The 22,907-nt window shown below is 66.0% G+C and carries 24 protein-coding genes; 13 read left to right on the top strand and 11 right to left on the bottom strand.

Annotated features, from left to right (window positions below):
* Positions 1-67: 67 nt before the first annotated feature.
* The 5 genes from ACSQ3P_RS28755 to ACSQ3P_RS28775 are packed head-to-tail and all read right to left on the bottom strand — an operon-like array spanning position 68 to position 4,534.
* A complete protein-coding gene (locus tag ACSQ3P_RS28755; protein WP_436168857.1) occupies positions 68-451 on the bottom strand; it encodes a nitrile hydratase accessory protein in 384 nt (127 codons plus the stop codon).
* Positions 438-1,097 (bottom strand): nitrile hydratase subunit beta, encoded by a 660-nt coding sequence (gene nthB, locus ACSQ3P_RS28760; RefSeq protein ID WP_436168858.1) that lies wholly within the window; start codon positions 1,095-1,097, stop codon positions 438-440. The genes ACSQ3P_RS28755 and nthB overlap by 14 nt, the downstream gene beginning before the upstream one ends.
* Positions 1,094-1,726, bottom strand: coding sequence for a nitrile hydratase subunit alpha (nthA, locus tag ACSQ3P_RS28765; protein WP_436168859.1), 633 nt, complete (start codon positions 1,724-1,726; stop codon positions 1,094-1,096). Before nthA ends, nthB begins: the two co-directional genes overlap by 4 nt.
* Positions 1,727-1,736: 10 nt before the next feature.
* Positions 1,737-2,933, bottom strand: a complete 1,197-nt coding sequence (locus ACSQ3P_RS28770; protein ID WP_436168860.1) for an amidase — start codon at positions 2,931-2,933, stop codon at positions 1,737-1,739.
* A gap of 5 nt (positions 2,934-2,938) precedes the next feature.
* Positions 2,939-4,534, bottom strand: coding sequence for a gamma-glutamyltransferase family protein (locus ACSQ3P_RS28775; protein WP_436168861.1), 1,596 nt, complete (start codon positions 4,532-4,534; stop codon positions 2,939-2,941).
* Between the two features lie 141 nt (positions 4,535-4,675).
* Between ACSQ3P_RS28775 and ACSQ3P_RS28780 the strand changes: the two genes are divergently transcribed.
* Positions 4,676-4,915 (top strand): hypothetical protein, encoded by a 240-nt coding sequence (locus tag ACSQ3P_RS28780; protein WP_092175382.1) that lies wholly within the window; start codon positions 4,676-4,678, stop codon positions 4,913-4,915.
* A gap of 10 nt (positions 4,916-4,925) precedes the next feature.
* Here ACSQ3P_RS28780 and ACSQ3P_RS28785 read toward each other — a convergent pair whose 3' ends face one another.
* The 3 genes from ACSQ3P_RS28785 to ACSQ3P_RS28795 all read right to left on the bottom strand — a co-directional run bounded on the left by ACSQ3P_RS28785 (position 4,926) and on the right by ACSQ3P_RS28795 (position 8,551).
* The gene (locus tag ACSQ3P_RS28785) at positions 4,926-5,291 is read right to left on the bottom strand and encodes a DUF1850 domain-containing protein (protein WP_436168862.1); all 366 of its coding nucleotides are present in this window, start codon (positions 5,289-5,291) and stop codon (positions 4,926-4,928) included.
* Complete coding sequence (locus ACSQ3P_RS28790) at positions 5,288-7,426, bottom strand: TRAP transporter permease (RefSeq protein ID WP_436168863.1); 2,139 nt, start codon at positions 7,424-7,426, stop codon at positions 5,288-5,290. Before ACSQ3P_RS28790 ends, ACSQ3P_RS28785 begins: the two co-directional genes overlap by 4 nt.
* 156 nt (positions 7,427-7,582) lie before the next feature.
* Positions 7,583-8,551, bottom strand: a complete 969-nt coding sequence (locus ACSQ3P_RS28795) for a TAXI family TRAP transporter solute-binding subunit (protein WP_436168864.1) — start codon at positions 8,549-8,551, stop codon at positions 7,583-7,585.
* A 306-nt stretch (positions 8,552-8,857) separates the two neighbouring features.
* Here ACSQ3P_RS28795 and ACSQ3P_RS28800 point away from each other — a divergent pair, with 306 nt between their 5' ends.
* The 12 genes from ACSQ3P_RS28800 (at position 8,858) to ACSQ3P_RS28855 (ending at position 20,027) form a co-directional block, all read left to right on the top strand.
* A complete protein-coding gene (locus ACSQ3P_RS28800) occupies positions 8,858-10,492 on the top strand; it encodes a glucan biosynthesis protein (protein ID WP_436168865.1) in 1,635 nt (544 codons plus the stop codon).
* Positions 10,493-10,800: 308 nt separating this feature from the next.
* Positions 10,801-10,947: a hypothetical protein gene (locus ACSQ3P_RS28805; RefSeq protein ID WP_436168866.1), complete on the top strand. Its 147-nt coding sequence runs from the start codon at positions 10,801-10,803 to the stop codon at positions 10,945-10,947.
* A 17-nt stretch (positions 10,948-10,964) separates the two neighbouring features.
* Positions 10,965-11,699, top strand: coding sequence for a zinc ABC transporter ATP-binding protein AztA (aztA, locus tag ACSQ3P_RS28810; RefSeq protein ID WP_311912853.1), 735 nt, complete (start codon positions 10,965-10,967; stop codon positions 11,697-11,699).
* A 15-nt stretch (positions 11,700-11,714) separates the two neighbouring features.
* Positions 11,715-12,596: a metal ABC transporter permease gene (locus ACSQ3P_RS28815; RefSeq protein WP_436168867.1), complete on the top strand. Its 882-nt coding sequence runs from the start codon at positions 11,715-11,717 to the stop codon at positions 12,594-12,596.
* Positions 12,597-12,633: 37 nt separating this feature from the next.
* Complete coding sequence (locus tag ACSQ3P_RS28820; protein WP_436168868.1) at positions 12,634-13,578, top strand: metal ABC transporter substrate-binding protein; 945 nt, start codon at positions 12,634-12,636, stop codon at positions 13,576-13,578.
* Positions 13,579-13,774: 196 nt separating this feature from the next.
* Positions 13,775-14,737: a CobW family GTP-binding protein gene (locus tag ACSQ3P_RS28825; protein ID WP_436168869.1), complete on the top strand. Its 963-nt coding sequence runs from the start codon at positions 13,775-13,777 to the stop codon at positions 14,735-14,737.
* A 173-nt stretch (positions 14,738-14,910) separates the two neighbouring features.
* Positions 14,911-15,921: a WD40 repeat domain-containing protein gene (locus ACSQ3P_RS28830; protein WP_436168870.1), complete on the top strand. Its 1,011-nt coding sequence runs from the start codon at positions 14,911-14,913 to the stop codon at positions 15,919-15,921.
* A gap of 51 nt (positions 15,922-15,972) precedes the next feature.
* A complete protein-coding gene (locus ACSQ3P_RS28835; protein WP_436168871.1) occupies positions 15,973-16,203 on the top strand; it encodes a hypothetical protein in 231 nt (76 codons plus the stop codon).
* 81 nt (positions 16,204-16,284) lie between these two features.
* The gene (locus ACSQ3P_RS28840; protein ID WP_436168872.1) at positions 16,285-16,710 is read left to right on the top strand and encodes a GNAT family acetyltransferase; all 426 of its coding nucleotides are present in this window, start codon (positions 16,285-16,287) and stop codon (positions 16,708-16,710) included.
* A gap of 126 nt (positions 16,711-16,836) precedes the next feature.
* Positions 16,837-18,063 carry a winged helix-turn-helix domain-containing protein gene (locus ACSQ3P_RS28845; protein WP_436168873.1) on the top strand — a complete coding sequence of 409 codons (1,227 nt, stop codon included), beginning with the start codon at positions 16,837-16,839 and terminating at the stop codon, positions 18,061-18,063.
* A 131-nt stretch (positions 18,064-18,194) separates the two neighbouring features.
* Entirely contained in the window at positions 18,195-19,217 is a 1,023-nt protein-coding gene (locus ACSQ3P_RS28850) for a serine hydrolase domain-containing protein (protein WP_436168874.1), read from the top strand.
* 162 nt (positions 19,218-19,379) lie between these two features.
* The gene (locus tag ACSQ3P_RS28855) at positions 19,380-20,027 is read left to right on the top strand and encodes a DUF930 domain-containing protein (protein ID WP_436168875.1); all 648 of its coding nucleotides are present in this window, start codon (positions 19,380-19,382) and stop codon (positions 20,025-20,027) included.
* A gap of 15 nt (positions 20,028-20,042) precedes the next feature.
* On the opposite strand, the gene mutT is transcribed toward ACSQ3P_RS28855, so the two are convergent.
* The 3 genes from mutT to ACSQ3P_RS28870 all read right to left on the bottom strand — a co-directional run bounded on the left by mutT (position 20,043) and on the right by ACSQ3P_RS28870 (position 22,790).
* Positions 20,043-20,447, bottom strand: coding sequence for an 8-oxo-dGTP diphosphatase MutT (gene mutT / locus ACSQ3P_RS28860; protein WP_103718889.1), 405 nt, complete (start codon positions 20,445-20,447; stop codon positions 20,043-20,045).
* A 130-nt stretch (positions 20,448-20,577) separates the two neighbouring features.
* On the bottom strand, positions 20,578-21,828 hold the full coding sequence (gene argJ, locus ACSQ3P_RS28865) for a bifunctional glutamate N-acetyltransferase/amino-acid acetyltransferase ArgJ (protein ID WP_436168876.1): 1,251 nt from the start codon (positions 21,826-21,828) through the stop codon (positions 20,578-20,580).
* Positions 21,829-21,941: 113 nt separating this feature from the next.
* Positions 21,942-22,790 (bottom strand): peptidylprolyl isomerase, encoded by an 849-nt coding sequence (locus tag ACSQ3P_RS28870; RefSeq protein WP_436168877.1) that lies wholly within the window; start codon positions 22,788-22,790, stop codon positions 21,942-21,944.
* Positions 22,791-22,907: the final 117 nt, after the last annotated feature.

Consider the following 22,907-nt stretch of genomic DNA (forward strand, 5'->3'; position numbering starts at 1 on the left):
TGGTCCTGCCAACTCATTTTCATTGGTGACCGCTATGGGGCCCATCCGTCTCATGAACCGCAGCCCGCTATCGCCCCCGCTCCGGATCATTCTCCAGCATGATCGGCTTGCCATGCGGCGTAGCCTCCGCCGCGCGCGCCCAGGAGGCGGCGAGCGCATCGACACCCGCATGCGAGGTCAGGCCCTTGTCGATCAGCAGGTGTTCCAGCGCCTCGCACCAGCGCTCGTAGTAATCCGAGCCGTCGCGGCAGCCGCCTTCGGCCACCGCCTCGGCGATTTCGGCGCCCAGCGCCTGGGCCCATTCATCGGCCGTGAAGACGCCCTTGTTCTGCAGCGCGACGACCAATGCGAAGGCCTGCGCCTGCCAGGGCTCGGCGAAGACCGGGCCGTCGGCATCGCGCGGGATCGGCGTATCGGCAGCCAGCGCAGCGACGAGATCAGGCCGGTTCAAGATAGCTCTCCCAGGCCTCGATGCTGACGCGTGTGGTCGGGTCGGCGTCGCGGCCCCATAGCTCCGGGCCGGTGAAGACCACGGTGTAGAGCCATTGCGCCGTCTCGGGCTGGCCCTGTGCCCCGGTGTCGGGGAAGACATGGCAGCCGCTGACGCGCTCGATCACCCCCAGCTTGCCCCGGGCATAGCGCGGCAGGCGGGTATGGTGCTGCGGATGGATCACGATGGTGCGGACGCTGTCGCCGACGCTGAATTTCGCCGGCGCCTGCGCTTCGCGCTCATAGGGAAAACCGCGCCGCAGCACGGCCGCGACGTCCTCGCCCTTCAGCACGCGCTTGGGCGGCCTTGGCGGCGCGGAGGGCTTGCCCTCGGTGAGCTCGCCTTGCGTGACGAAGCCATGCAGCAGCAGCAGGTTCTGCAAGCCCGCGAGCCAGATCTGGTAATAGGAGAAGGAGAGATAATCGGCCGGGGGAATGCTCTCGCGGGCATGCCGGCTTTCGTCGATGCTCCATTGCCCCATCGCGCCGGCGGCGACATTGAGCGCCAGCACGCGCTTTTCCCAGTCGCCATGGAAGATCGGCTCGTTCGGCTCGGGCCTGACCGGGCCAAAACCCATCTGGCCGCCGAGATCCTGCCCGCCATTCATGACTGGGCCTCCGCGACGGCCAGCCCGGTGCCGATCATTGAATCGCGGCTGACGATGGCGGCAAGCTGCTCCTCCGACCACCCCTCGGTGCCGACTGGGCGCATCGGGATGACGATGAAGCGTGTCTCGGCGGTCGAATCCCAGACGCGGATGTTCTGGCCTTGCGGAAGCGTGACGCCGAAATCGGCCAGCACGCCGCGCGGATCGATCACCGCCTTGGAGCGATAGGGCGGGGATTTGTACCAGACCGGCGGCAGGCCGAGCACCGGCCATGGATAGCAGGAGCACAGCGTGCAGACGATTAGGTTGTGTTCCTCAGGCGTGTTGAACACCGCGACGATATGTTCGCCGCCGCGCCCGCCATAGCCGAGCTCGGCGACAGCCGCCGAGCCGTCCGCCTTCAGTCTTGCGGCGAAGGCCGGGTCGCTCCAGGCTCTTGCGACGACGCGGGCGCCGTTGCGCGGGCCGATCTTGGTCTCATAGGTGTCGATGATCGCGTCGAGCGCGGCCGGGTCGACATAGCCCTTGGCGACCATCAGCGATTCCAGCGCCTTCACCCGCGCTTCGATCGGGGTGAAGTGGTTGTCGTGATCATGATCGTGGTCGTGGTGGTGATGATGACCGCTCATGGCCGCCTCCTCATGCGATCCGGATCCGCGCCGCCCGCTCGAATTTCACTGCGAAGGCGATAAGGGATTTGTCCGAGCCCTTCGGCCCGATCAGCGACAGGCCGAGCGGTGCGCCCTCGCGCTGTGCCACCGGCATCGTCACCTGCGGAAAGCCCGACAGCCCGGCAAGGCAGAGCAGGCGCAGCGCCCGGTTGCGGAAATCGTCGAGCTCAGGCTCCTGTGCGCTGACGAGCGGGGCGATGTCGGGCACGGTCGGCAGGATCAGCACGCCATCCCGCCCAAGCCAGCGCGCGAGCTTGGCGCGGAAGTTCTTCCGGGTGGTCTCGGCCTTGGCGTATTCGGCGTCCGTCACGGATTTCGAGAAGGCGAAGCGTTCGGCGACGCCTGGTCCGAGCGGCGGCGCGAAGCGCTCGATCATCGGCCCATCGGCGATCCAGGCCTCGCGGCCCTGCACCCAGCGGAAGGTCCAATAGAGCGCGTCGAGATCGCGCGCGACCTTGATGCTTTCGGGCTGGCCGAGCGCGGGCACGGCGCGCTGGACGACATTGCGCAGGATGTTCTCGGCGTCCGGCACGGCCTGGGAGAACATGTCGTCTGCCAGCAGCATGCGCGGGATCTCGGGCAGGGCGATGCGATCCTTGCCGAAGACGACCTCAGCGACGCGGGCGAAGGTTTCGCCGTCGCGGGCGAACCAGCCCGGCGTGTCCAGGCTCTGTGCCAGCGGCCAGGCATGCTTGAGTGAGAGCCGGCCATGGCTCGGACGGATGCCGAAGAGCCCGCCATAGCTTGCCGGCGCACGCACCGAGCCGCCAGTGTCGGAACCAATAGCGATATCGGCGAGGCGGCCGGCGACGGCCGCCATCGAACCCGAGGACGATCCGCCGGTGATGCGATCGGGCGCGGACGGATTGATCGGTGCGCCGAAATGGGCGTTCTTGCCGTTGAGCGAGAAGGCGAGTTCATCGGTATGGGTCTTGCCGACGAAGCGCGCTCCGGCATCGAGCAGCGTCCTCACGATCGGCGCGGTCCTGGTCTTGATGCCGGACTGGGCCAGCACGGTCGGCGAGCCCGCCCCCGTCGGATAGCCCTTGACGTCGAACAGGTCTTTCACCGCCAGCGTCAGCCCGGCGAGCGGGCCGAAGGCGGCGTTCTTCACCGGCGCATCCGGATAGGGAACGAAGCAGCGGAAGGGGTCTTCGATAGGCATAGGCGTCAAAGTCCTCTTGCGTCGCCGTCTGAACGTGGATCGTGGGTGGCTTCGACATGGCCCTTGGGATGCTTCACCAGCATGCCGGCATGGCCGAACTGATCGGAATAGGCTTCGCTGTATTCCTCGACCGGGTGGCCGGCGGCGGCCAGCCTGGCGAGCAGCATCGGGTCGAAGCGGCTCTCCAGCTTCAGCGAGAGCGAGCCCGCCCCCCAACTGCGGCCGAAGAGCCAGCGTGGCGCATCGACCGCCGCCGCCGGGTTCTGACCGAAGCGGTAGCGCGTCAGGATCTGCGCCTGGAATTGCGGCTGGCCGTCGCCGCCCATCGCGCCATAGGAGACGATGCGCCCGTCGGCAAAGCGCGCGAAGGCGGGGTTGAGCGTATGGAAGGGCTTGCGGCCGGGCGCGAGCGGGTTCAGCGCGCGCTTGTCGAGCGAGAAGGAGACGCCGCGGTTCTGCCAGTTCACGCCGGTCCTGGGCAGGATGCAGCCGGAGCCGTACTCCCAATAGATCGACTGGATATAGGACACCGCCATGCCGGAGGCGTCGATTGCGCCCATCCAGACCGTGTCGCCATCACCCGTCTTGAACGGCCAGCTTGCTGCGCGCTTGCGGTCGATCGCGGCGGCCTCGCGGGCGAAGACGGTGTCGTTGAGGAGGCTCGCGGGATCGATCTGCAGATGCGCCGGGTCGGTGACATAGCGGTCGCGGATGGCGAAGGCGCGCTTGGTCGCCTCGACCAGCCCGTGATGATGGTCGAAGCCTTCGGCCCGTTCGATGCCGAGCTTCTCGAAGATGCCGAGGATCAGGAGCGAGGCGAGCCCCTGCGTCGGCGGCGGGAAGTTGTAGACGGCCAGACCCGGCAATTGGATGGCGAGCGGCTGGACGAGGGGCGCCTTGAAGGCAGCCATGTCCTGGCGCGTCACAGGCGCGTCCATTGCCGCGAGGTCGGCACCGATCTCGCGGCCGATGTCGCCACGGTAGAAATCGTCGAGGCCGGCATCGGCGAGTTGCTTGAAGGTGGCGCCGAGCGCTTCGGGCTTGCGGCGCGCGCCCGCCTTGGGCTGCTCGCCGCCCGGCCAGAAGAACTCGCTGAAGCCGGGCGCGAGCTTGGCCGCCTCGACCTGCTGGGGCCAGGTGCGCAGCTCCGAATCCGAGATCGCATAGCCTGCATCGCAATGGGCGATCGCATTGGTGAGCAGGTCCTTGAGCGGCATCCTGCCGCCCAGGCTCCTGGAGAGCTCCAGAGCCGTCTGCCAGCCGCCGATCGCGCCGGCGACCGTTACGGCGGCGTCGGGTCCGCGCGCGGGAATCGTGTCATGGCCCATCTCGCGATAACGCTCGATCGTCGCAAGCGCACCGGCCGGGCCGCAGGCCTCGATCGCATGAACTCGGCCCTTGCCGCCGGGCTCATGCACCAGCCAGAAGCCGTCACCACCGATGGCGTTCATATGCGGGTAGACCACCGCGATCGTCGCGGCCATGGCGACCATCGCCTCGATCGCGTTGCCGCCCTCAGCCAGCACGGCGCGCCCGGCCTCGGAGGCGAGATGGTGGGGCGCGGCGGCGGCACTGGCACCAAAGACGGGTGTCTCGATCATCGGGGTCTTTTCAAGCTGGGCGGTCGGGACTATTTCGCCAAAAGCAGAGCTTCTGCCTTGTGACGGGGCGCGCGATTTTGTTGCATGCCGCTGCGGCCTCCGCTAGGCCGTCCCGTGCATGAGCGTTTGAGGAATGGACCGATGGCCGTAAGGCGCACCAACTGGCGCACCCTGATCATGGTGATATCGCTGGGCATCCTGATCGCGGTCGAATTGTTCGGCGTCGCGCTGGCCTCGGGCTGGGCGCTCGCCGGCCTGCTCGATCTCGGCCATGTCGTCGGCTATGTGCTGATGGCGCTGTTCTCGGTCGTGGCCGGCTACGCCATGATCAACCTGATGCGCCGCGTGCTCAAGGTCGAGCATATGATCGGCGACAACTGAGACAAGCAGTTCAGCCGCAGGGCCTCAGGACGACGGGGTCGGCGTCATCGGGCAAATAGGCTCCCATCGGCCGGCAGGCACCGGCGATGCAGACGCGCCAGTCAGCGGTGGCGCCCGAGCGCCGCATCACGACCTCCGGCAATGCGGGAAGCTTCGGCGTCCAGCGCCAGAAGCCGTCGACGAGCTTCGCGCCGTCGGGCGGATCCATGCCGGCTCCCGAGCCCTGGATGCGCGCCTCGATCAACCGCATGCCGTCCGGCCCATTGCGCCAGAGTTCTTCCCACACGGTCTTCTGCACGGAATGGCGCCAACTCAGCGTGATCTCGTCGCTGCCGAGCGCGATGACGAGCGCGCCGGCTGCCAGACACAGGCTCACGCAGGTCTCTCGGTGAGCTGATTGCGGGCGAGCCACCAATGCCGCCCGACCATGGCTGCGGCAAGGATGTAACCGAGCAGGTCGCTATAGGCGAACTCCCCCAGGATGAAGACCGAGGCGATGAAGGCCACGAGCCGCTCGACGAGGGTCAGCCGGCCGAAGAGATAGCCGATGGCCACCATGCCGAAGAGTGCGATGGCGACGCTGGCCTTGATCACGGCGTAGACCACCGCCGGCCAGAAGCCGATCACATTTGCCAGCGGGTCGCCGGGCTGCAGCATCAAGGCGGGAGCATAGACCGCGATGAAGGGGATGACATAGCCCGCCAGCGCGACGCGCATCGCCTCCCAGCCGATCTTGTCGGGGTTCTCCTTGGCGATCGGCGCGGCGGCCAATGCCGCCAGCGCCACCGGCGGCGAGAGGTCGGCCATGATGCCGTAATAGAACGCGAACATATGGCTCACGATCAGCGGCACGCCGAGCTTCTCAAGGGCCGGGGCGGCCAGCGCCGCGACGATGATATAGGTCGGGATCGTCGGGATGCCGGTGCCGAGCAGGATCGAGAGCACCATCGTCAGCACCAGTGCCAGGAACAGGCTGGTCTGACCGAGCCCGATGACCCAGGCGCCGAAGGTGGTGCCGATGCCGGTCTGAGTCATCAGGCCGATGATGGTGCCGACGATGGCGCAGGCGATGCCGACGGGAAGCGCCGTCTTGGCGCTGTCGGCCAGAGCGTTGCGGCAGGTCACCAAGGTCGCCCGCCCGCCCATGGTCAAGGCGTTGATGGCGATCAGCAAGGCGATCAACCCGGCGACGATCCTGACATCCATGCCCTCGCGGAACAGGGCAGCCGAGATCAGGCCGAGCCCGACCCAGAAGATCACGCGCAGGGTCGTTGTCGCGAGCCCGAGCGCGATGCCGGCGCCCAGGATGAGCCCGACCGTGAGCGCAAGCCCGATCGTGCCGGCGAAGAGCGGCGTGAAACCGTGAAACAGCATGAAGACCAGGACGGCGAGCGGCAGGGCCAGATACCAGCGCTCGCGCAGCGCCTTCAGCGGGCTCGGGAGCAAATGCCGCTCGACGCCCTTCAGGCCGTATTTCCCGGCTTCGAGATGCACCATCCAGAAGGCCGAGGCGAAATAGAGGATGGCGGGAATGGCGGCCGCCTTGACGATCGCCGAATATTCGACGCCCAGCGTCTCGGCCATGATGAAGGCGGCAGCGCCCATCACCGGCGGCATGATCTGCCCGCCCATCGAGGCTGTGGCTTCGACGCCGGCTGCGAAGGCGCGGCGATAGCCGAACTTGATCATCAGGGGAATCGTGAACTGCCCGACCGTCACGACATTGGCGACGCCCGAGCCAGAGATCGTGCCCATCAATCCCGAGGAGAAGACGGCGACCTTGGCCGGCCCGCCGCGCGCGCCGCCGAAGAGGCCGAGCGAGACGTCGTTGAACAGATGGATCATGCCGGCCTTCTCGAGGAAGGAGCCGAAGACGATGAACAGGAAGATATAAGTCGCCGAAACATAGATCGGCACGCCGTAGAAGCCCTCGGTGCCGAAGGAGAGGTGGCTGACGACCTGGTCGAAATCATAGCCGCGGTGATTGAAGGGGGCGGGCAGGTACTGCCCGAAGAACCAGTAGAGCAGGCAGACGCCGCACATGATCGGCAAGGCGTTGCCCATCAATCGGCGCGCGGCCTCGAAGATGAGCACGATCAGCAGGGTGCCGGTGACGAGGTCGATGACCGTCGGGTCTCCGTCGCGCAGGATCAGGTCCTGGTAGAAGACGAGCTGGTAGAGCCCAAGCCAGAAGCCGAGTCCGCCCAGCGCCCAGCCGATCCAGCGCCCGGTTTCGGATTTCGCCTTGAAATTGGCGACGAGGCCGAAGGTCAGGAGCAGCAGGAAGCCGACATGGATGCCGCGCACCGCCTGGCTCGGCAGGACATGCCAGGCCGAGATCGCGATCTGGAAACAGGCGAAGATCAAGGCGATCGCATAGGCGAACAGGCCCCAGCGTCCCGGGCCGAAGCCGGGCGGAAAGCCGTGCTCGAAATTGTCGAGCGCCGGGTTTTCGATCTCAACGGGCTGCACGCCCGAGAGTTCGTGCAGCTGGTCGGTCTGGGCGGTCATTGCGGTGTCCTGCCGGTGTCATCCCGCACGCGCTGCGGCACGAGGTGCTGCTGCGCAGATGCGGGACCGCATTCAGAAAAGAGGCGCCTCGTCGTCCTACGGTCCCGTGTCTGCGCCGCGTCACCTCGTGCCGCAGCGCGCACGGGATGGCGCGCTTTATGAGCCGACCTTCAGGCCCTTTTCCCTGAGATAGCGCGCGGCGCCGGGGTGGAGCGGCACCGGCAGGCCCTCCAGCGCGCTTTCGAGCTTGATCGATTTGCCGGCCGAATGCGCCGCGCCGATTTCGCCCAGATTCTCGAAGATGTTCTTCGTCATCTGGTAGACCGTCTCCTCCTTCACGCCCTCATGGGTGACGAGGTAGTTGACGACGGCAGCCGTGTTCACATCGGCGGTCTGGCCGCCATAGGTGTTGGCGGGGATGGGCGCGCTGACGAAGGGGGGGCCAGCCTTGTCGATCACCGCCTTGGGCACCTCGACGACGACGATCTCGACGGAAGCCGCGAGATCGCGGATCGAGGCGACGCCGAGCCCGGCCGATTGCAGCGTCGCGTCGAGCTGGCGGTTCTTCATCAGCTCGACCGATTCGGCGAAGGGCAGATACTCGATCTTGCCGAGATCCTTGTAGGTGATGCCGGCGGCGGCGAGGATGGCGCGCGCATTCAGTTCGGTGCCGGATTTCGGCGCGCCGACGGAGAGGCGCTTGCCCTTGAGATCGGCCAGGGTCTTGATGCCGCTATCCTTCGCGGCGACGATCTGGACATAGTTCGGGTAGATCGCGGTGATGCCGCGAAGCTTCTTGAGTGGAGTCTTGAAGCCGGCTTCCTCATCGCCCTTCCAGGCGGCGTCGAGGGAATCGCCCAGCGTGAAGGCGAGCTCGCCGCGGCCCTGCTGCAGCAGGACCAGATTCTCGACCGAGGCCTTGGTGGCCTGCACGGTCGGGCGGACATTGGGGATCTTCTCGCCATAAATCTTCGAGAGCGCGACGCCCATCGGATAATAGACGCCCGAAGTGCCGCCGGTCAGGATGTTGATGAAATCCTGGGCGCGGGCCGTCACCGGCGCGGCGGCGAGCAGAACAGCGGTGGCGAGGCCTGCAAGCCTTCGGCCGCGAATGAAGCGGTTCATATGTCCTCCCAGACGATTTTTTCCGGCCGTGCCGGCCGTGCTTATTCCTTTTGTAGGTCAGGCCGAACGCAAAAGGAAAGCCAAAGGAATACAGGGCCTTTCTACTTTTGTCGGTGTTGCGTGATGCTTTCGCCACTTTTGGCATGCATTGAAACGGCCTCCCCCCTTTCCGACTGTCCGCTTCTCGCCAGTTGCCTCTCCTCGGTTGCTCTGGCCTCTGGGACAGGTTAGCCCGGACAGCCCATGCCATCGCCAACTTTGCCATCGCCAACTTTGCCATCGCACAGCCAAAGAGCCTCGCCAGACATGCAGGATCGCTCCTCAGCAAGGCCTTCCCTTGCGCCCACCCTCGACCGCCGCACCTTGCTTGCCGGGGCGAGCGCCACCGCGACGCTGGCTGCGCTCGGCTTTTCGCCAGCCGCGCTGGCGCAGCAGGGCCTGAAACTCGGTGTGGCGGAGGCGTTCGGCTTCGAGGGGCTGAAGGCGCGGGCGCGCGATTTCGCATCCCGGCCCTATCAGGCCCCGCCGTCCCCGCGAGCCGATGTGCTGGAGCGGATCGACTATGACGCGCATGGCAAGATCAAGTTCAAGCCGGAGATGGCGCTGTGGGCGAATGGCCCGTCGCCCTGGCCGGTGACCTTCTTCCATCTCGGCCGCTACTTCCAGAAGCCAGTGCGCATGCATGTCCTCGACGCCGGCCAGGCGCGCGAGATCGTCTATGACGAGAGCTATTTCGAAATGCCGGCGGATTCCCCGGCGCGCGAATTGCCGACGGGAGCTGGCTTTGCCGGTTTCCGCTTCCAGGAAAGCCGCTCGGGCCATCCCGGCCGCAAGGGCGAGAAGCTCGACTGGCAGAAGAACGATTGGGTCGCGTTCCTGGGCGCATCCTATTTCCGCGCCATCGGCGAGCTCTACCAATACGGCCTCTCGGCGCGCGGGCTCGCGATCGATCCGGCGGTGGCCGGCAAGTCGGAAGAGTTCCCCGATTTCACCCATGTCTGGCTCGAGACGCCTCAGCCCGGCGCCGAATATGTCGTGGTCTATGCCCTGCTCTCCGGCCCCAGCGTGGCGGGCGCCTATCGCTTCCGCATGCATCGCGGCAAGGGCGTCACCATGGAGATCGAGAAGGCGCTCTATCTGCGCAAGGATATCGAGCGTCTGTGCATTTCGCCGCTGACCTCGATGTACTGGTACTCCGAGACGGCTAAATCGACCGCTGTCGACTGGCGGCCCGAAGTGCATGATTCCGACGGGCTCGCACTCTGGACCGGGGCGGGCGAACGCGCCTGGCGGCCGCTCAACAATCCCCACCGGACCACGGCTTCGGCCTTCATGGACGAGAATCCGCGCGGTTTCGGCCTGCTGCAGCGCGACCGCGAGGTCGGCCATTATCTCGACGGCGTGTTCTATGAGCGCCGGCCGAGCCTCTGGGTCGAGACGCAGGGCGATTGGGGCAAGGGCGCGGTCCAATTGATCGAGATCCCGACCGACGACGAGATCCACGACAACATCGTCGCCATGTGGGTGCCCTCTGCGCCGGCCAAGGCGGGCGCCTCCTTCGAATTCCGCTACAAGCTGCACTGGCTCGCCGACGAGCCCTTCCCGCCGGCGCTCGGGCGGGTCGTGGCGACCCGGCTCGGCAATGGCGGCCAGCCCGGCACGGTCCGGCCCAGGGGCGTGCGCAAGTTCATGGTCGAGTTTTTGGGGCCGGCGCTGGAGACGATCCCCTTCGGCGTCAAGCCCGAGGTCGTGCTCTCGGCCTCGCGCGGGACCTTCTCCTATGTCTTCGCGGAAGCCGTGCCGGACGATGTGCCCGGCCATTGGCGGGCGCAGTTCGACCTCACCGTCGAGGGCAATGAGCCGGTGGAGATGCGCTGCTTCATGCGCGGTGGCGACAAGGTGCTGACCGAGACCTGGCTCTACCAGTACCTGCCGTTCTGATGGAGGCGATTTAGAGCATTTCCGCATTTCTCCGAATTGCGGAAATGCTCTAACATTTTGTTTTATTGCATTTTCTTCACGCGAACCGGTGTCCACTTCGCTCGAAAATGCTTTGGCTTGACTTTGCCGTCATGGCGGTCGGCTATCTCTCAAGAGCAAACATTTGTCCCGACCATCCACGTCTTCCCTTTCGATAGCGGTGTTCAAGACGTGGATGCTCGCCACAAGGGCGAGCATGACGGTGGAGCACCGGGACCATCCATAGACTCCGCTTGCTCGCCGTTGTTCGTAACATTATATCATCTCATATGAGCCAGTCGCACAGCCATGCCCGTCGCGTCGTCTCGGAGGATCCGGGCTGGTCGCTGCTGCGCCTGTCGGCTGTGGCCCGGCTTGGCTTGGCTGTCGCCGTGATCGCGCTGGTCTGGGCGGCGACGCTCGCCGTGATCATGTGAAGAGAGTGTTTGCACCCGTGCCCGCTATCCGCCTCGACGATCTGACGCTCGGCTATGACCGCCATCCGGCGGTGCATCATCTTTGCGGCGAGATCGCCCAAGGCAGCCTGACGGCGATCGTGGGCCCCAATGGCGCCGGCAAGTCGACCTTGCTCAAGGGCATCGCCGGCGCGCTGACACCGCTCGATGGCGGGCTGACGTTGGCCAAGGGCAAGCGGCTTGCCTATCTGCCGCAATCGGCCGATCTCGACCGCTCCTTCCCGATCCATGTCTATGATCTCGTGGCGATGGGCTTGTGGGGTTCGGCCGGCATTTTCGGCCGCATCGGCTTTGGCGCAAAGGCTAGGATCGAGCAGGCGATCGCGGCCGTCGGCCTCACCGGCTTCGAGCGCCGGCCGATCAGCAATCTTTCCGGCGGGCAGATGCAGCGCGTGCTGTTCGCCAGGCTCCTGCTGCAGGACGCCGACATCATCTTGCTCGACGAGCCTTTCACCGCGATCGATGCACGCACCACCTCGGACCTGCTCGCTCTGGTGCAGCGTTGGCATGGTGAGAGCCGCACCGTCGTCGCGGTGTTGCATGATATCGAGACGGTCCGCCGCGCCTTTCCGCAGACGCTGCTGCTGGCACGCGAGACTGTCGCCTGGGGCGCCACTGCCGAGGTGCTGACCCCCGCCAATCTGCTGAAGGCGCGCCAGATGGTCGAGGCCTTCGACAGTCATGCCGCCCCTTGCGAGCGCGACGCCGCCTGATCGGGCACACCAGCCATGACGCAACTCTACGACCTTTTCATCGGCCCCTTCGCCGAGTTCGACTTCATGCGCCGTGCGCTGGTCGGGATCTTCGTGCTCTCGGTCGCAGCCGCGCCGATCGGCGTCTTCCTGATGCTGCGGCGGATGAGCTTGACCGGCGACGCCATGGCGCATGCCATTCTGCCTGGTGCTGCGATCGGCTATCTCGTCGCCGGCTTCTCGCTGTCGGCCATGACGCTTGGCGGCCTCGTCGCGGGTTTCGCGGTCGCGCTGGCGGCCGGCGCGGTGGCGCGGGTGACGGTGATGAAGGAGGATGCGTCGCTCGCCGCCTTCTACCTGATTTCGCTCGCGCTCGGCGTCACTATCGTCTCGCTGCGCGGCTCGGCGATCGATCTCTTCCATGTGCTGTTCGGCAATGTGCTGGCGCTCGATGACGACGTGCTCGTCCTGCTGGCTGGTGTGACGACGCTGACGCTGCTGCTGCTGGCGGCGCTTTATCGCCCGCTGGTGATGGAATGCGTCGATCCCGGCTTCCTACGTTCGGTCAGCCGTTCCGGCGGCTGGGTCCATCTGACCTTTCTCGCGCTTGTGGTGCTGAATCTCGTCGCCGGCTTCCATGCGTTGGGCACCTTGCTCGCGGTCGGGATGATGATGCTGCCGGCCGCCGCCGCGCGGTTCTGGACCGCCGACATCACGCGCCTGATCCTGCTCGCCTCGGGTTTCGGCATGGTCTCGGGCTATGCGGGGCTGGTCGTCTCCTATGCGGCGGGCAGCAATCTCCCCGCTGGCCCCGCCATCATCCTCGCCGCCGGGACGCTCTATCTCGGCTCCCTCCTGATCGGCTCGCAGGGCGGCCTTGCACGGCGGTTCTTGCCTCGACCCCATCTCCAGCGCTAGTAATGTTATAGCGTTTCAATATGACTGGAGAGAAGCCATGCCGAATCGTCGCGAACTCGTCGCGGGCCTTGCTGCCGGATTGATCCTCGCTGCCGCTCCCCTGACGGCGCTGGCGCAGGAGAAGCTCCCCGTCGTCGCAAGCTTCTCGATCCTGGGCGATTTCGTAAGGGAGATCGGGGCCGAGCGCGTCTCGGTGGCGACGCTGGTCGGGCCCAATGGCGATGCGCATGTCTATTCGCCGACGCCCGCCGACGCCAAGAGCATGGCCGGCGCCAGGCTGATCGTCGTCAACGGCTTCAAATTCGAGGGCTGGATGACGCGCCTGATCAAATCCTCCGCCGCCAAGGGCACGGTCGCGGTCGCGACCACCGGCATCACGCCGCAGGCGCTGCCCGCGGCGGAGGAGCCCGGCAAGAAGGACACCCATGGTCACGATCACGCCGGCCGCGAGGACCCCCATGCCTGGCAGAATGTCGCCAACGCGAAGGTCTACATCGCCAATATCCGCGACGCGCTGAGCGCGGCCGACCCGGCGGGAAAAGCGGTCTATGAGGCCAATGCGACGGCCTATCTCGCCAAGCTCGATGCCCTCGACGGCGAGATCAAGGCTGCGGTGGCGCGCATTCCGGCCGACCGGCGCAAGGCGATCACCTCGCATGACGCCTTCGGCTATTTCATCAAGGCCTATGGCATCGACTTCATCGCACCCCAGGGCGTCTCGACCGAGGCCGAGGCTTCGGCCAAGGATGTCGGGCGTATCATCCGGCAGGTGAAGGCCGAGAAGATTCCGGCGGTCTTCCTCGAAAACGTCACCAATCCGCGCCTGATCGAGCAGATCGCCAGGGAGAGCGGCGCCAAGATCGGCGGCCGAGTCTATTCGGATGCGCTTTCGGAAGCCTCCGGCCCGGCCGGGACTTACATCGCGATGATGAAACACAATATAAGCCAGTTCGAGAAGGCGCTCGGCGCCGGTCCGGCCTGAGCGTCGGTCCTCATCTCCAGCCCTCATCCCGAGGAGCCGCGAAGCGGCACCTCGAAGGATGGTTCAAGGCGTGCTGGAGCATCCTTCGAGACGCGGTCCCTACGGATCGCTCCCCGGGATGAGGGCTGAAGGTTTCCAAGGCCGGGGCGGATATCGAGCGCTCCGGCTTTGTCCGTTCAATAACCAGGTCGAACCCATGTCCGAGAAAATCCCCGTCACGGTGCTCACAGGCTATCTGGGCGCCGGCAAGACCACGCTCCTCAACCGCATCCTCACCGAGGACCACGGCAAGAAATTCGCCGTGATTGTCAACGAGTTCGGCGAGACCGGCATCGATGGCGACCTCGTCGTCGGCGCCGATGAGGAAGTCTTCGAGATGAACAATGGCTGCATCTGCTGCACCGTGCGCGGCGATCTGATCCGCATCCTCGACGGCCTGATGAAGCGCAAGGGCAAGTTTGACGCGATCATCGTCGAGACCACGGGCTTGGCCGATCCGGCGCCGGTGGCGCAGACCTTCTTCGTCGACCAGGATGTCGGCGATGCGACCAAGCTCGACGCCGTCGTCACCGTGACGGACGCCAAATGGCTGACCGAGCGGCTGAAGGATGCGCCCGAGGCGAAGAACCAGATCGCCTTCGCCGACGTCATCATCGTCAACAAGGTCGATCTCGTCTCCGCTGAGGAACTGGCCGAGGTCGAGGCCGCGATCCGCGCCATCAACCCCTACGCCAAGCTGCACAAGACGACGCGCTGCGAGCTGCCGATCGACCAGTTGCTCGACCGCAATGCCTTCGATCTCGACCGCATCCTCGACATCGAGCCGGATTTTCTCGAATCCGGGCACCATCATCATCATTCCGACGAGGTGCGTTCGATGTCGTTCACGATTCCCGGCGATGTCGACCCCGACAAGTTCATGCCCTGGATCAACGACATCAGCCAGGCGCAAGGGCCCAACATCCTGCGCTCCAAGGGCATTCTCGCCTTCAAGGACGAGCCGCGCCGCTTCGTCTTCCAGGGCGTCCACATGATCCTGGACGGCGATCTGCAGCGCGATTGGAAGGCGGATGAGACGCGCAATTCCCGTCTCGTCTTCATCGGCCGGGATCTCGACGAGGGTGAATTGCGCAAGGGATTCTTGGCCTGCGCGGCGTGAGACGATGTCATTCCGGGGCATCGCGCAGCGATGAACCCGGAACCCACGACCGGGCCAGTCTTTCTGCCGGTGGATCGCGTCGTACCTGGTCGTGGGTTCCGGGTTCGGCCCTGCGGGCCGCCCCGGAATGACAGAGGTTTGCGAAACACTCTGCTGAAGTTAAAGCGTTGCTCATGGATACGATCACCAAACCCGTTTCGCTGCGCGAACATGTCGTCCCCGTCGAAGCCGGGGCGCATGTCGTCGCAGCGCATTGGCTCAAATCGACGCTGGCGCTCGCGCTTGCCGACGGGCGCGTGCTGCGCTGGCGCGATGGCGAGGTTGAGAGCGTCGAGCCTCATGCCGGCGGCATCCTCAGCGCCTGCTCGGATGGGGAACGCCTGATCACCGGCGGCGATGACGGGCGTGTGGTCGCGATCGGGGCCGAGGGCGAACCGACCGAGATCGCGCGCGATCCCAAGCGCCGCTGGATCGATGCGGTGACGCTGTCTGGCAGCGGCAGCCTTGCCTGGAACACTGGCAAGACCGTGCATTCCCGCGACGACAAAGGCCGGGTCAAGTCGCTCGATTTCGTCACGACGCCGCAGGGGTTGGTCTTCGCGCCGAAGGGCTATCGTCTCGCCGTCGCCCAGATGAACGGTGTCTCGCTGTGGTATCCCAACACCGAGGCCAAGCCCGAATTCCTGGAGTGGAAGGGCTCGCATCTCGATGTGATCTGGTCACCCGATGGCCGCTTCGTCGTCTCCTCGATGCAGGAGAACGCGCTGCATGGCTGGCGGCTGGGCGACAAGCCGACGCATATGCGCATGACGGGCTACCCGGCCAAGCCGCGTTCCTTGTCCTGGTCGCATGACGGGCTCTGGCTCGCCTCGTCGGGCGCGGATGCCGCGATCGTCTGGCCGTTCCAGGGGGAGGGGCCGACCGGCAAGGCGCCGCGCGAATGCGGCGCGCGCCACGCCAAGGTCACGCGGGTGGCCTTCCATCCCAAAGCTCTGGTGCTGGCCGTCGGTTATGACGATGGCTGTATCCTGATGATCCGGTTGACCGACGCCTCCGAGCTCCTGGTGCGGCCCGCGATCAAGGGCAGCGGCGTCACCGCCTTCGCCTGGGACAAGCTCGGCAAGCGCCTGGCCTTCGGGACCGAGGATGGTGTGGCCGGCGTGCTCACCTTGCCGGCCGGCTGAGGGTCCGGGATGCGCTTTGGCCTGTTCGGGAAAGGCGCTGCGGACAAGGCCGTGGCTTCTGAGGCCGCGACGCGGATCAAGGTCGATGTCCGCGACCTGCTCGGCTTGGCCGAAGATGCCGTGATCGCGGTCAACGAAATCCTCTGCGCCGATCCGGCCTGCCCGGGCACCGAGACGGTGATCCTGGTGATGAACCCCGGCGCGAAGACGAGGGCGTTCAAGCTGCAGAGCGCCATGGCCGAGGCGACCCGGGACATGCTCGCAGCGGCCCTGGCCGGCTGAGGGCAACCGCACCGAGGCACTGGACGCGCAGGCGCATGGCATGCGAGGCGTGGCGGCTTGTCTCCGCCTGGAACGTCATCGATGAGCCTCACGCCCCTGATCCGCGAAATCACTGATGCCGATATCGATGCCGTGATCGCGCTCTGGCATGCGGCAGGCGTCGCAAAACCCTGGAACGATCCGCTGCGCGACATCGCCTTCGCCCGCCGCGACGCGCATTCGACCGTCCTCCTCGCCGAGATCGAAGGCTGCGTCGTCGCCAGCGCCATGGTCGGCGAGGACGGGCATCGCGGCTGGGTCTATTATGTCGCCGCTGATCCCGCGATGCAGGGAGGTGGTCTCGGCCGAGCGATGATGGCGGCCGCCGAAGCTTGGCTGGTGGGGCGCGGTGTCTGGAAGATGCAATTGCTCGTTCGCGGTGACAACAACAAGGTCAAGCGCTTCTACGAGCATCTCGGCTACACCGACACGAAATCGAGCTGCTTCCAGAAGGTGATCGCGCCCTGAGCCTCAGGCGTTCCGTAACCCGGCTTCCACGTGTCGGGCCGATGTTTCGGCGCTGACGCAGCCTGTCAGCAGAGATCGCCGCGGCGGCTCTACAGCAGGGCGAAACGCGGCTAGCCTGCGCGGATCATGGCCAGACGTCCGAAATCACCGCCCCTCCTCCCCGCCGTTGAGGCTCGCCGGATCTGGCTGCGCGCGCAGCGCCTCGATGAGCCGGAGCCCTTCGGCGCCGGGCCCGAGGCGACGCGGGCCGCGGTCGCGCATCTCGGCTATGTCCAGATCGACACGATCAATGTGATCGAGCGCTGCCACCACCACATCCTCTACAGCCGCATCCCGAGCTATCGCCGCTCCGATCTCGCGCAGGCGCAAACGCTGGAGAAGAGCGTCTTCGAATACTGGACGCACGCGCTCTCCTATGTCCCGACTGCGGATATCCGCTTCTTCCTCGGTGCGATGAAGGCGCATCGCGAGGAGCCCAAGCGCTGGTCGGCCGTCGGCTCGCCCGAGGAGACGCGCAAGCTGCTCCGGCGCATCCGCAAGGAGGGTGCGCTCACCATCCGCGACATCGACACCGACGTGCTGGTCGAGAAGGCCCATCTCTGGGCGAGCAAGAAGCCGTCGAAGGGCCTGCTGGAGCGCGCCTTCTACGATGGCGAACTCGTCATCTCGGCACGCGCCGGCATGCTCAAGACCTATGAATTGTTCGACCGGCATTTCGGCTGGGAGAAGAAGCCCGCTCCCGCAAGCGAGCGCCAGGTCGTTGCCTATAAGCTCGACCGGGCGCTGCGGGCGCAGGGCGTGGTCAGCCTCGATTCGATCTGCCATCTCGACGCCCCCGCCAAAAAGGCGGTGGCCGAGCTGATCGCGGGACGGGTCAGACGCAAGGAGCTCGTGCCGGTGCGGATCGAGGGCGCCGAGAAGGCGCCGCATTGGGCAAGCCCCGAGGCGCTGGATGCAGCCGCTCCTGCCGAGGCCGGCCTCGTCCACATCCTCTCGCCTTTCGATCCCCTGATCATCCAGCGCAAGCGCCTGAACCTGTTCTTCGGCTACCAGCATCTGTTCGAGGCCTATTTGCCCCGGGAGAAGCGGGTCTATGGCTATTTCGCCCTGCCGGTCCTGCTCGGGGACCGGATCGTCGCGGTGCTCGACCTGAAAACCGACCGCGCAGCCGGCAAGCTGTTGATCCAGCAATGGAGCTGGCTTGCGGGTGAGGAGACGCCGGCCGCAAAGGCGGCGATCGAGGTTGAGCTGGCGCGCTTCGAGCGGTTCCAGCTCGCGCTCGGCAGCGAGAGCGAGCCAGCCTTCGCAGAGGTGCCGCCCGAGGAGGAGAGCATTGCCGCGCTTCGCGCCTAGACGCCGTCGCTCACGCTCCTTGCAATGACGAGCCCCTCTGCACGAGGGGCGATAGCCTATCCCGCCGCAAAAATGCCGGGTTCTTCCGCCGTCTTGCCAAACGCCGCACGGCAAGCGCATGGAGCCGTCCGGTGAGATCGAGCCTTTTCGCGATCGTCTTCGTTGCCATGGTCTTCGTTGTCCTGGCCGCTCATGCGCGTGCCGAGCCCACAGGGCCCTGGCAGAACGCCGATCCGGCAAGCTCCGGCTGGTCTGTCGAAGGGTTGAAGGCCGCGCAGGCCGAGTTCGAACGGCTTGGCCCGACCGCCATCATGATCGTGCAGGACGGTCGGGTCATCGCCAATTGGGGCGATACCGGCCGCAAGGTGAATATGCGCTCTGTCCGCAAGAGCATCCTCAGCACGCTTTACGGCGTTGCGGTTGCGGAGGGGCGGATCAACCTTGCCAGCACGCTGGAGCAGCTGCGCATCGACGACAAGGCGCCTGGCCTGACGGACACCGAGAAGCAGGCCACGATCCGCGACCTGCTCATGGCCCGTTCGGGCATCTACCACCCGGCCGCCTATGAGACGACCGAGATGCGGGAGAAGCGGCCCGAGCGCGGCAGCCACGCCCCCGGCAGTTTCTGGTTCTACAACAACTGGGATTTCAACGCGCTCGGCACGATCTACCGGCAGGAAACGGGCGAGGATCTTTTCCAAAGCTTCGCCAGGCGCATCGCCAAGCCGGTCGGCATGGAGGATTTCCAGATCAGCGACGGCGCCTATGTGCTGGAGGGCGCGTCGACCCATCCGGCCTACCCGTTCAGCCTGAGCGCGCGCGACGCGGCGCGGTTCGGTCTGCTCATCCTCAATCGCGGCCGCTGGCAAGGGCAACAACTCGTCCCCTCCGCCTGGATCGAGGAGGCGACGCGCGCCTATTCCCGAACCGACCGGAGCGGGCGCGGTTATGGCTACCTCTGGTGGGTGCTGTCGCCGGAGGAGTGGGGTGCGGGTGCCGTCATCGCATCGGGCTTTGGCGGGCAGATCATCGCGATCATCCCGTCGAAGCGGCTGGTCGTGGTCCAGACGGTCGATCTGCGGCAGAAGTCGAAAGGCGTGCGCTCAAGCAAGTTCCTGGCCTTTCTGCGATTGATTGCAAACGCGGCGCCCTGAATGAGGCCGGCATGGGCGCTTCCGCAGGCTCGATCACGTCGCATTCGGACGGTTCCGTCCGAGTGCGAGAAACGTGATCGATTCTAAAAGCTTAGAGCATTGCTTCTGCGAAAAACCGGTACCCGCTTTTTCGCGCAATGCTCTCGGGCGTTTGCGCGCGGCTTGCCTGCCTCGCTCCTGTTGCATCTGGTGCTGTTGTCGCTGCTCGGGCTGGCGGCCCTGCGTCCCAGGGAGGAGATCGCTCCGCACCTTGAAAGCAGCGTCGATGTCGAGCTGCTGAGCTCTCCGCAATTCGAGGCGATGATCCGGCCGAAGCCTGTCGAGGAGACGCCGAAGCCGCAACCGCCCGCGCCGCAAACGGCGCCGGAGAAGGAAGTCGCGGCTGCCGTGCCGCGGGTGAATGAGCCGCCGCTCGAACCCGGCGCCATGATCAAGGCCTCCCGGCTCATGGCGGCGGCGGCCCTCGCCAGCCCCCTCAGCCGGCAGGCGCGGGAAGCCCTTCCGCATCTCGCCGAGGACGAGCGCGTCGAGCAGCTTTGCGGCCTCGAGGCGATGAGCCAGATCCATGCCTGGAAGGCGGAGTTCGAGCCCGACAGGCTGGTCGCCTATGCCATGGCCGGCACGAAGCTTTCCGGCCGTGAGCTGCTGGCCGAAGGCGCGGCTTTCCGCAGCAAGCAGCACTGGTACGCACTGCGCTTCAAATGTGGGTTCACGCCCGACCGCAAGCAGGTCGTGGCCTTCGAATTCCGCGTCGGCGATCCGGTTCCGCGCGCGCAGTGGGAGATGCGCGGCTTGCCGGCGAGCCATTGACGCGAATGGGCGGCTTCAAGCCCCCAGCAGGTCGATCAGATGCGGGATCAGTGGTTCGTCGGCCGGTGGCATCGCCAGTTGGCTGAGCTTGCCGGCGCGGACCCATTTAAGGGCCTGTCCCTCACGCGAGATGGCAGTGCCCTCCCAGCGCCGGCAGATATAGAGCGGCATCAGCAGGTGGAAGTCCGGATAGGCGTAGCTCGCAAAGGTCAGGGGCGCGAGGCAGGCTTCCTTCACGGTGATGCCGAGCTCTTCCGAGAGCTCGCGGATCAGTGCGGGTTCGGGCCGTTCGCCGGCCTCCAGCTTGCCGCCGGGGAACTCCCACAGGCCCGCCAGCGCCTTGCCCTCGGGGCGTTGCGCGACAAGGACGCGGTTGTCGGAATCGATCAAGGCGCAGGCGACGACGAGGAGGAGTTTCACGCTGGGGTCGGTGTCCGGAGAGGATGACGTTGACGGGATCTGTCTCCTTACCCGTCACGGTGACGATGTCATGGACCGCGCCGCTGCGCCCGGAATGACGGCGCGTACGCGATCGGGTCAGGCTAGATTCTTAAGAGCGATAGTCGCCGTTGATCTCGACATAGGCCTTGGTCAGGTCGCAGGTCCAGACCGTGGACTTGCCCCGGCCCAGTCCGAGATCGGTGGTGATGACGATGTGCTCGCCGGTCATGTAGGCGGAGACCGCCTGCTCGTCATAGGACGGGGCGCGCGCGCCCTGCCGGGCGACCATGATCTCGCCGAAGGAGATGTCGAGCTTGTCGCGGTCGGCGGGCTCGCCGGCCTTGCCGACGGCCATGACGATGCGGCCCCAATTGGCGTCCTCGCCGGCGATGGCGGTCTTGACCAGCGGGGAATTGGCGATCGAGAGCGCGACGCGCTTGGCCGAGCGCGCGGAGGTTGCTCCCGCAACGCGAATCTCGACGAATTTACGCGCGCCCTCGCCGTCTTTGCAGACGAGATGGGCGAGCTCGAGCAGCAGCGAATTCAGCGCGCGCTTGAAGCCGGAGAGGCGGGCGTCGTTGACCTGGGTGATCGCAGGCACGCCGCGCTCGGCCGCCTTGCCCGTGGCGAACAGCATCAGCGTGTCGGAGGTCGAGGTGTCGCTATCGACCGTGACCGCGTTGAACGAGCCCTTCACGCCCTTCGAGAGCAGCGCCTGCAGGACGGGCGCGGCTACGGGTGCGTCGGTGAAGACGAAGGAGAGCATCGTCGCCATGTCGGGCGCGATCATGCCGGCGCCTTTGGCGATTCCGGCCAGCACGACCTCCTTGCCGTCGATCTTGGCTTTGCGCGAGAGCGCCTTGGGGAAGGTGTCGGTGGTCATGATCGCCTGGGCGGCGTCGATCCAGGGGCCGTCCGCGGCGCGCTTGGCGCAGTCGCTCAAGACACCCTCGAATTTCGTCGCGTCGAGCGGCTCGCCGATCACGCCGGTCGAGGCGATGAAGACTTCCGAGGGCTTGCAGCCGGCAGCCTTGGCGGCGATCTCGGCGGTGAGCTTGACCGAGTCGCGGCCTTTGAGCCCGGTGAAGGCGTTGGCGTTGCCGGAATTGACGACGATCGCGCGGGCCGAGCCTTGCGCCAGATTCTCGCGGCACCAGTCGACCGGGGCGGAGGGGCATTTCGAGCGGGTGAAGACGCCCGCGGCTTGCGTGCCCTGATCGAGCAGAATCAGCACGACATCGGTGCGGCCCTTATAGCGGATGCCCGCCTCGGCGGTCGCGAAGCGCACGCCCGGCACGGCCGGGACCTTGGGCTGGCGCTTGGGCGCGAGCGGGGAAACGGGGACATCCTTGCCAGCCATGAAAGCATCTCCAGATCGAGGAAGCCCATGTGCCGCAGGCCGATGACGAAAACAAGAAGGGCGGCGCATGCGTCGCCCTTCTTTGTCTCTTGGATGGTCGTGGCCGAAGCCTCTCAGGGCTTCTTCGGCTCGGCCGCAGGAGCAGGCGTGGTAGCGGCGGGCTGGTCCAGCCGCTCGACCTTGGCCTTCTCGCGCAGCGCCAGCACGATGTCCTGCTGGGCCTTGCGCTCGAGATACTGATCGATCTGCGGCTTGACGGCGGCGAAATCCGGCGTCGGCTTGGTGCGGCGGTCTTCGAGCTTGATGACATGCCAGCCGAACTGGCTCTTCACCGGGTCGGAGATCTGGCCCTTCTGCAGCTTGAAGGCGGCCTCGGCGAATTCGGGCACCATGCGCTCCTTGCTGAACCAGCCGAGATCGCCGCCTTCCTTGCCGGAGCCGGGGTCCTTGGAGAGTTCGGCTGCGACCTTGGCGAAATCCTCGCCCTTCTTGACGCGCTCGGCGGCGGTCTTGGCCTGGGCCTCGTCCTCGACCAGGATATGGCGCGCGTGGATCTCCTCCTCGGGCGGCAGCGCCTTGACGGTGTCGTCGAACAGCTTCTTGGCGGCTTCCGGGGTCGCGGCCTTCTTGGCCTCGCGCTGGAGATATTCGTCGAGCAGGACCTTGTCGCGGTTATAGGCGAGGCGGGCTGCGAAATCGGGGCCTTCGGCGACCTTGGCGTCGGTGGCGGCCTTGGCGCCGAGCTTGAGGTCGACGAGATAATTCACCACCTCGTCGCGCTTGCGCTCCTCGGGAACCTGCGCGAGCCGCTCGCCGAGATCCTCCGTCGCCAGCGCGACGTCACGCTCGGTGATGGCGATGCCGTTGACCTTGGCCACGATCTTGTCGGCTTGAGCCAGCGCGGCGGGTGTCGCGGCGAGCACGAAACCGAGAGACATCATGGCGAGACGTGACAGCGTCATCGGGTCAAACCTTCCGCAAGCAGCAAAAACCGGGCATTTGCGCTGCACTGCCAGTTGAACGCGGCAAAGGCAAGGCAGCTGCGCCGTTTAAAGCTTTCGCAGCGCGATGCTTTGCCG

The sequence above is a fragment of the Allobosea sp. LjRoot9 genome (genome assembly GCF_964252745.1).
Taxonomy (GTDB): Bacteria; Pseudomonadota; Alphaproteobacteria; order Rhizobiales; family Beijerinckiaceae; genus Allobosea.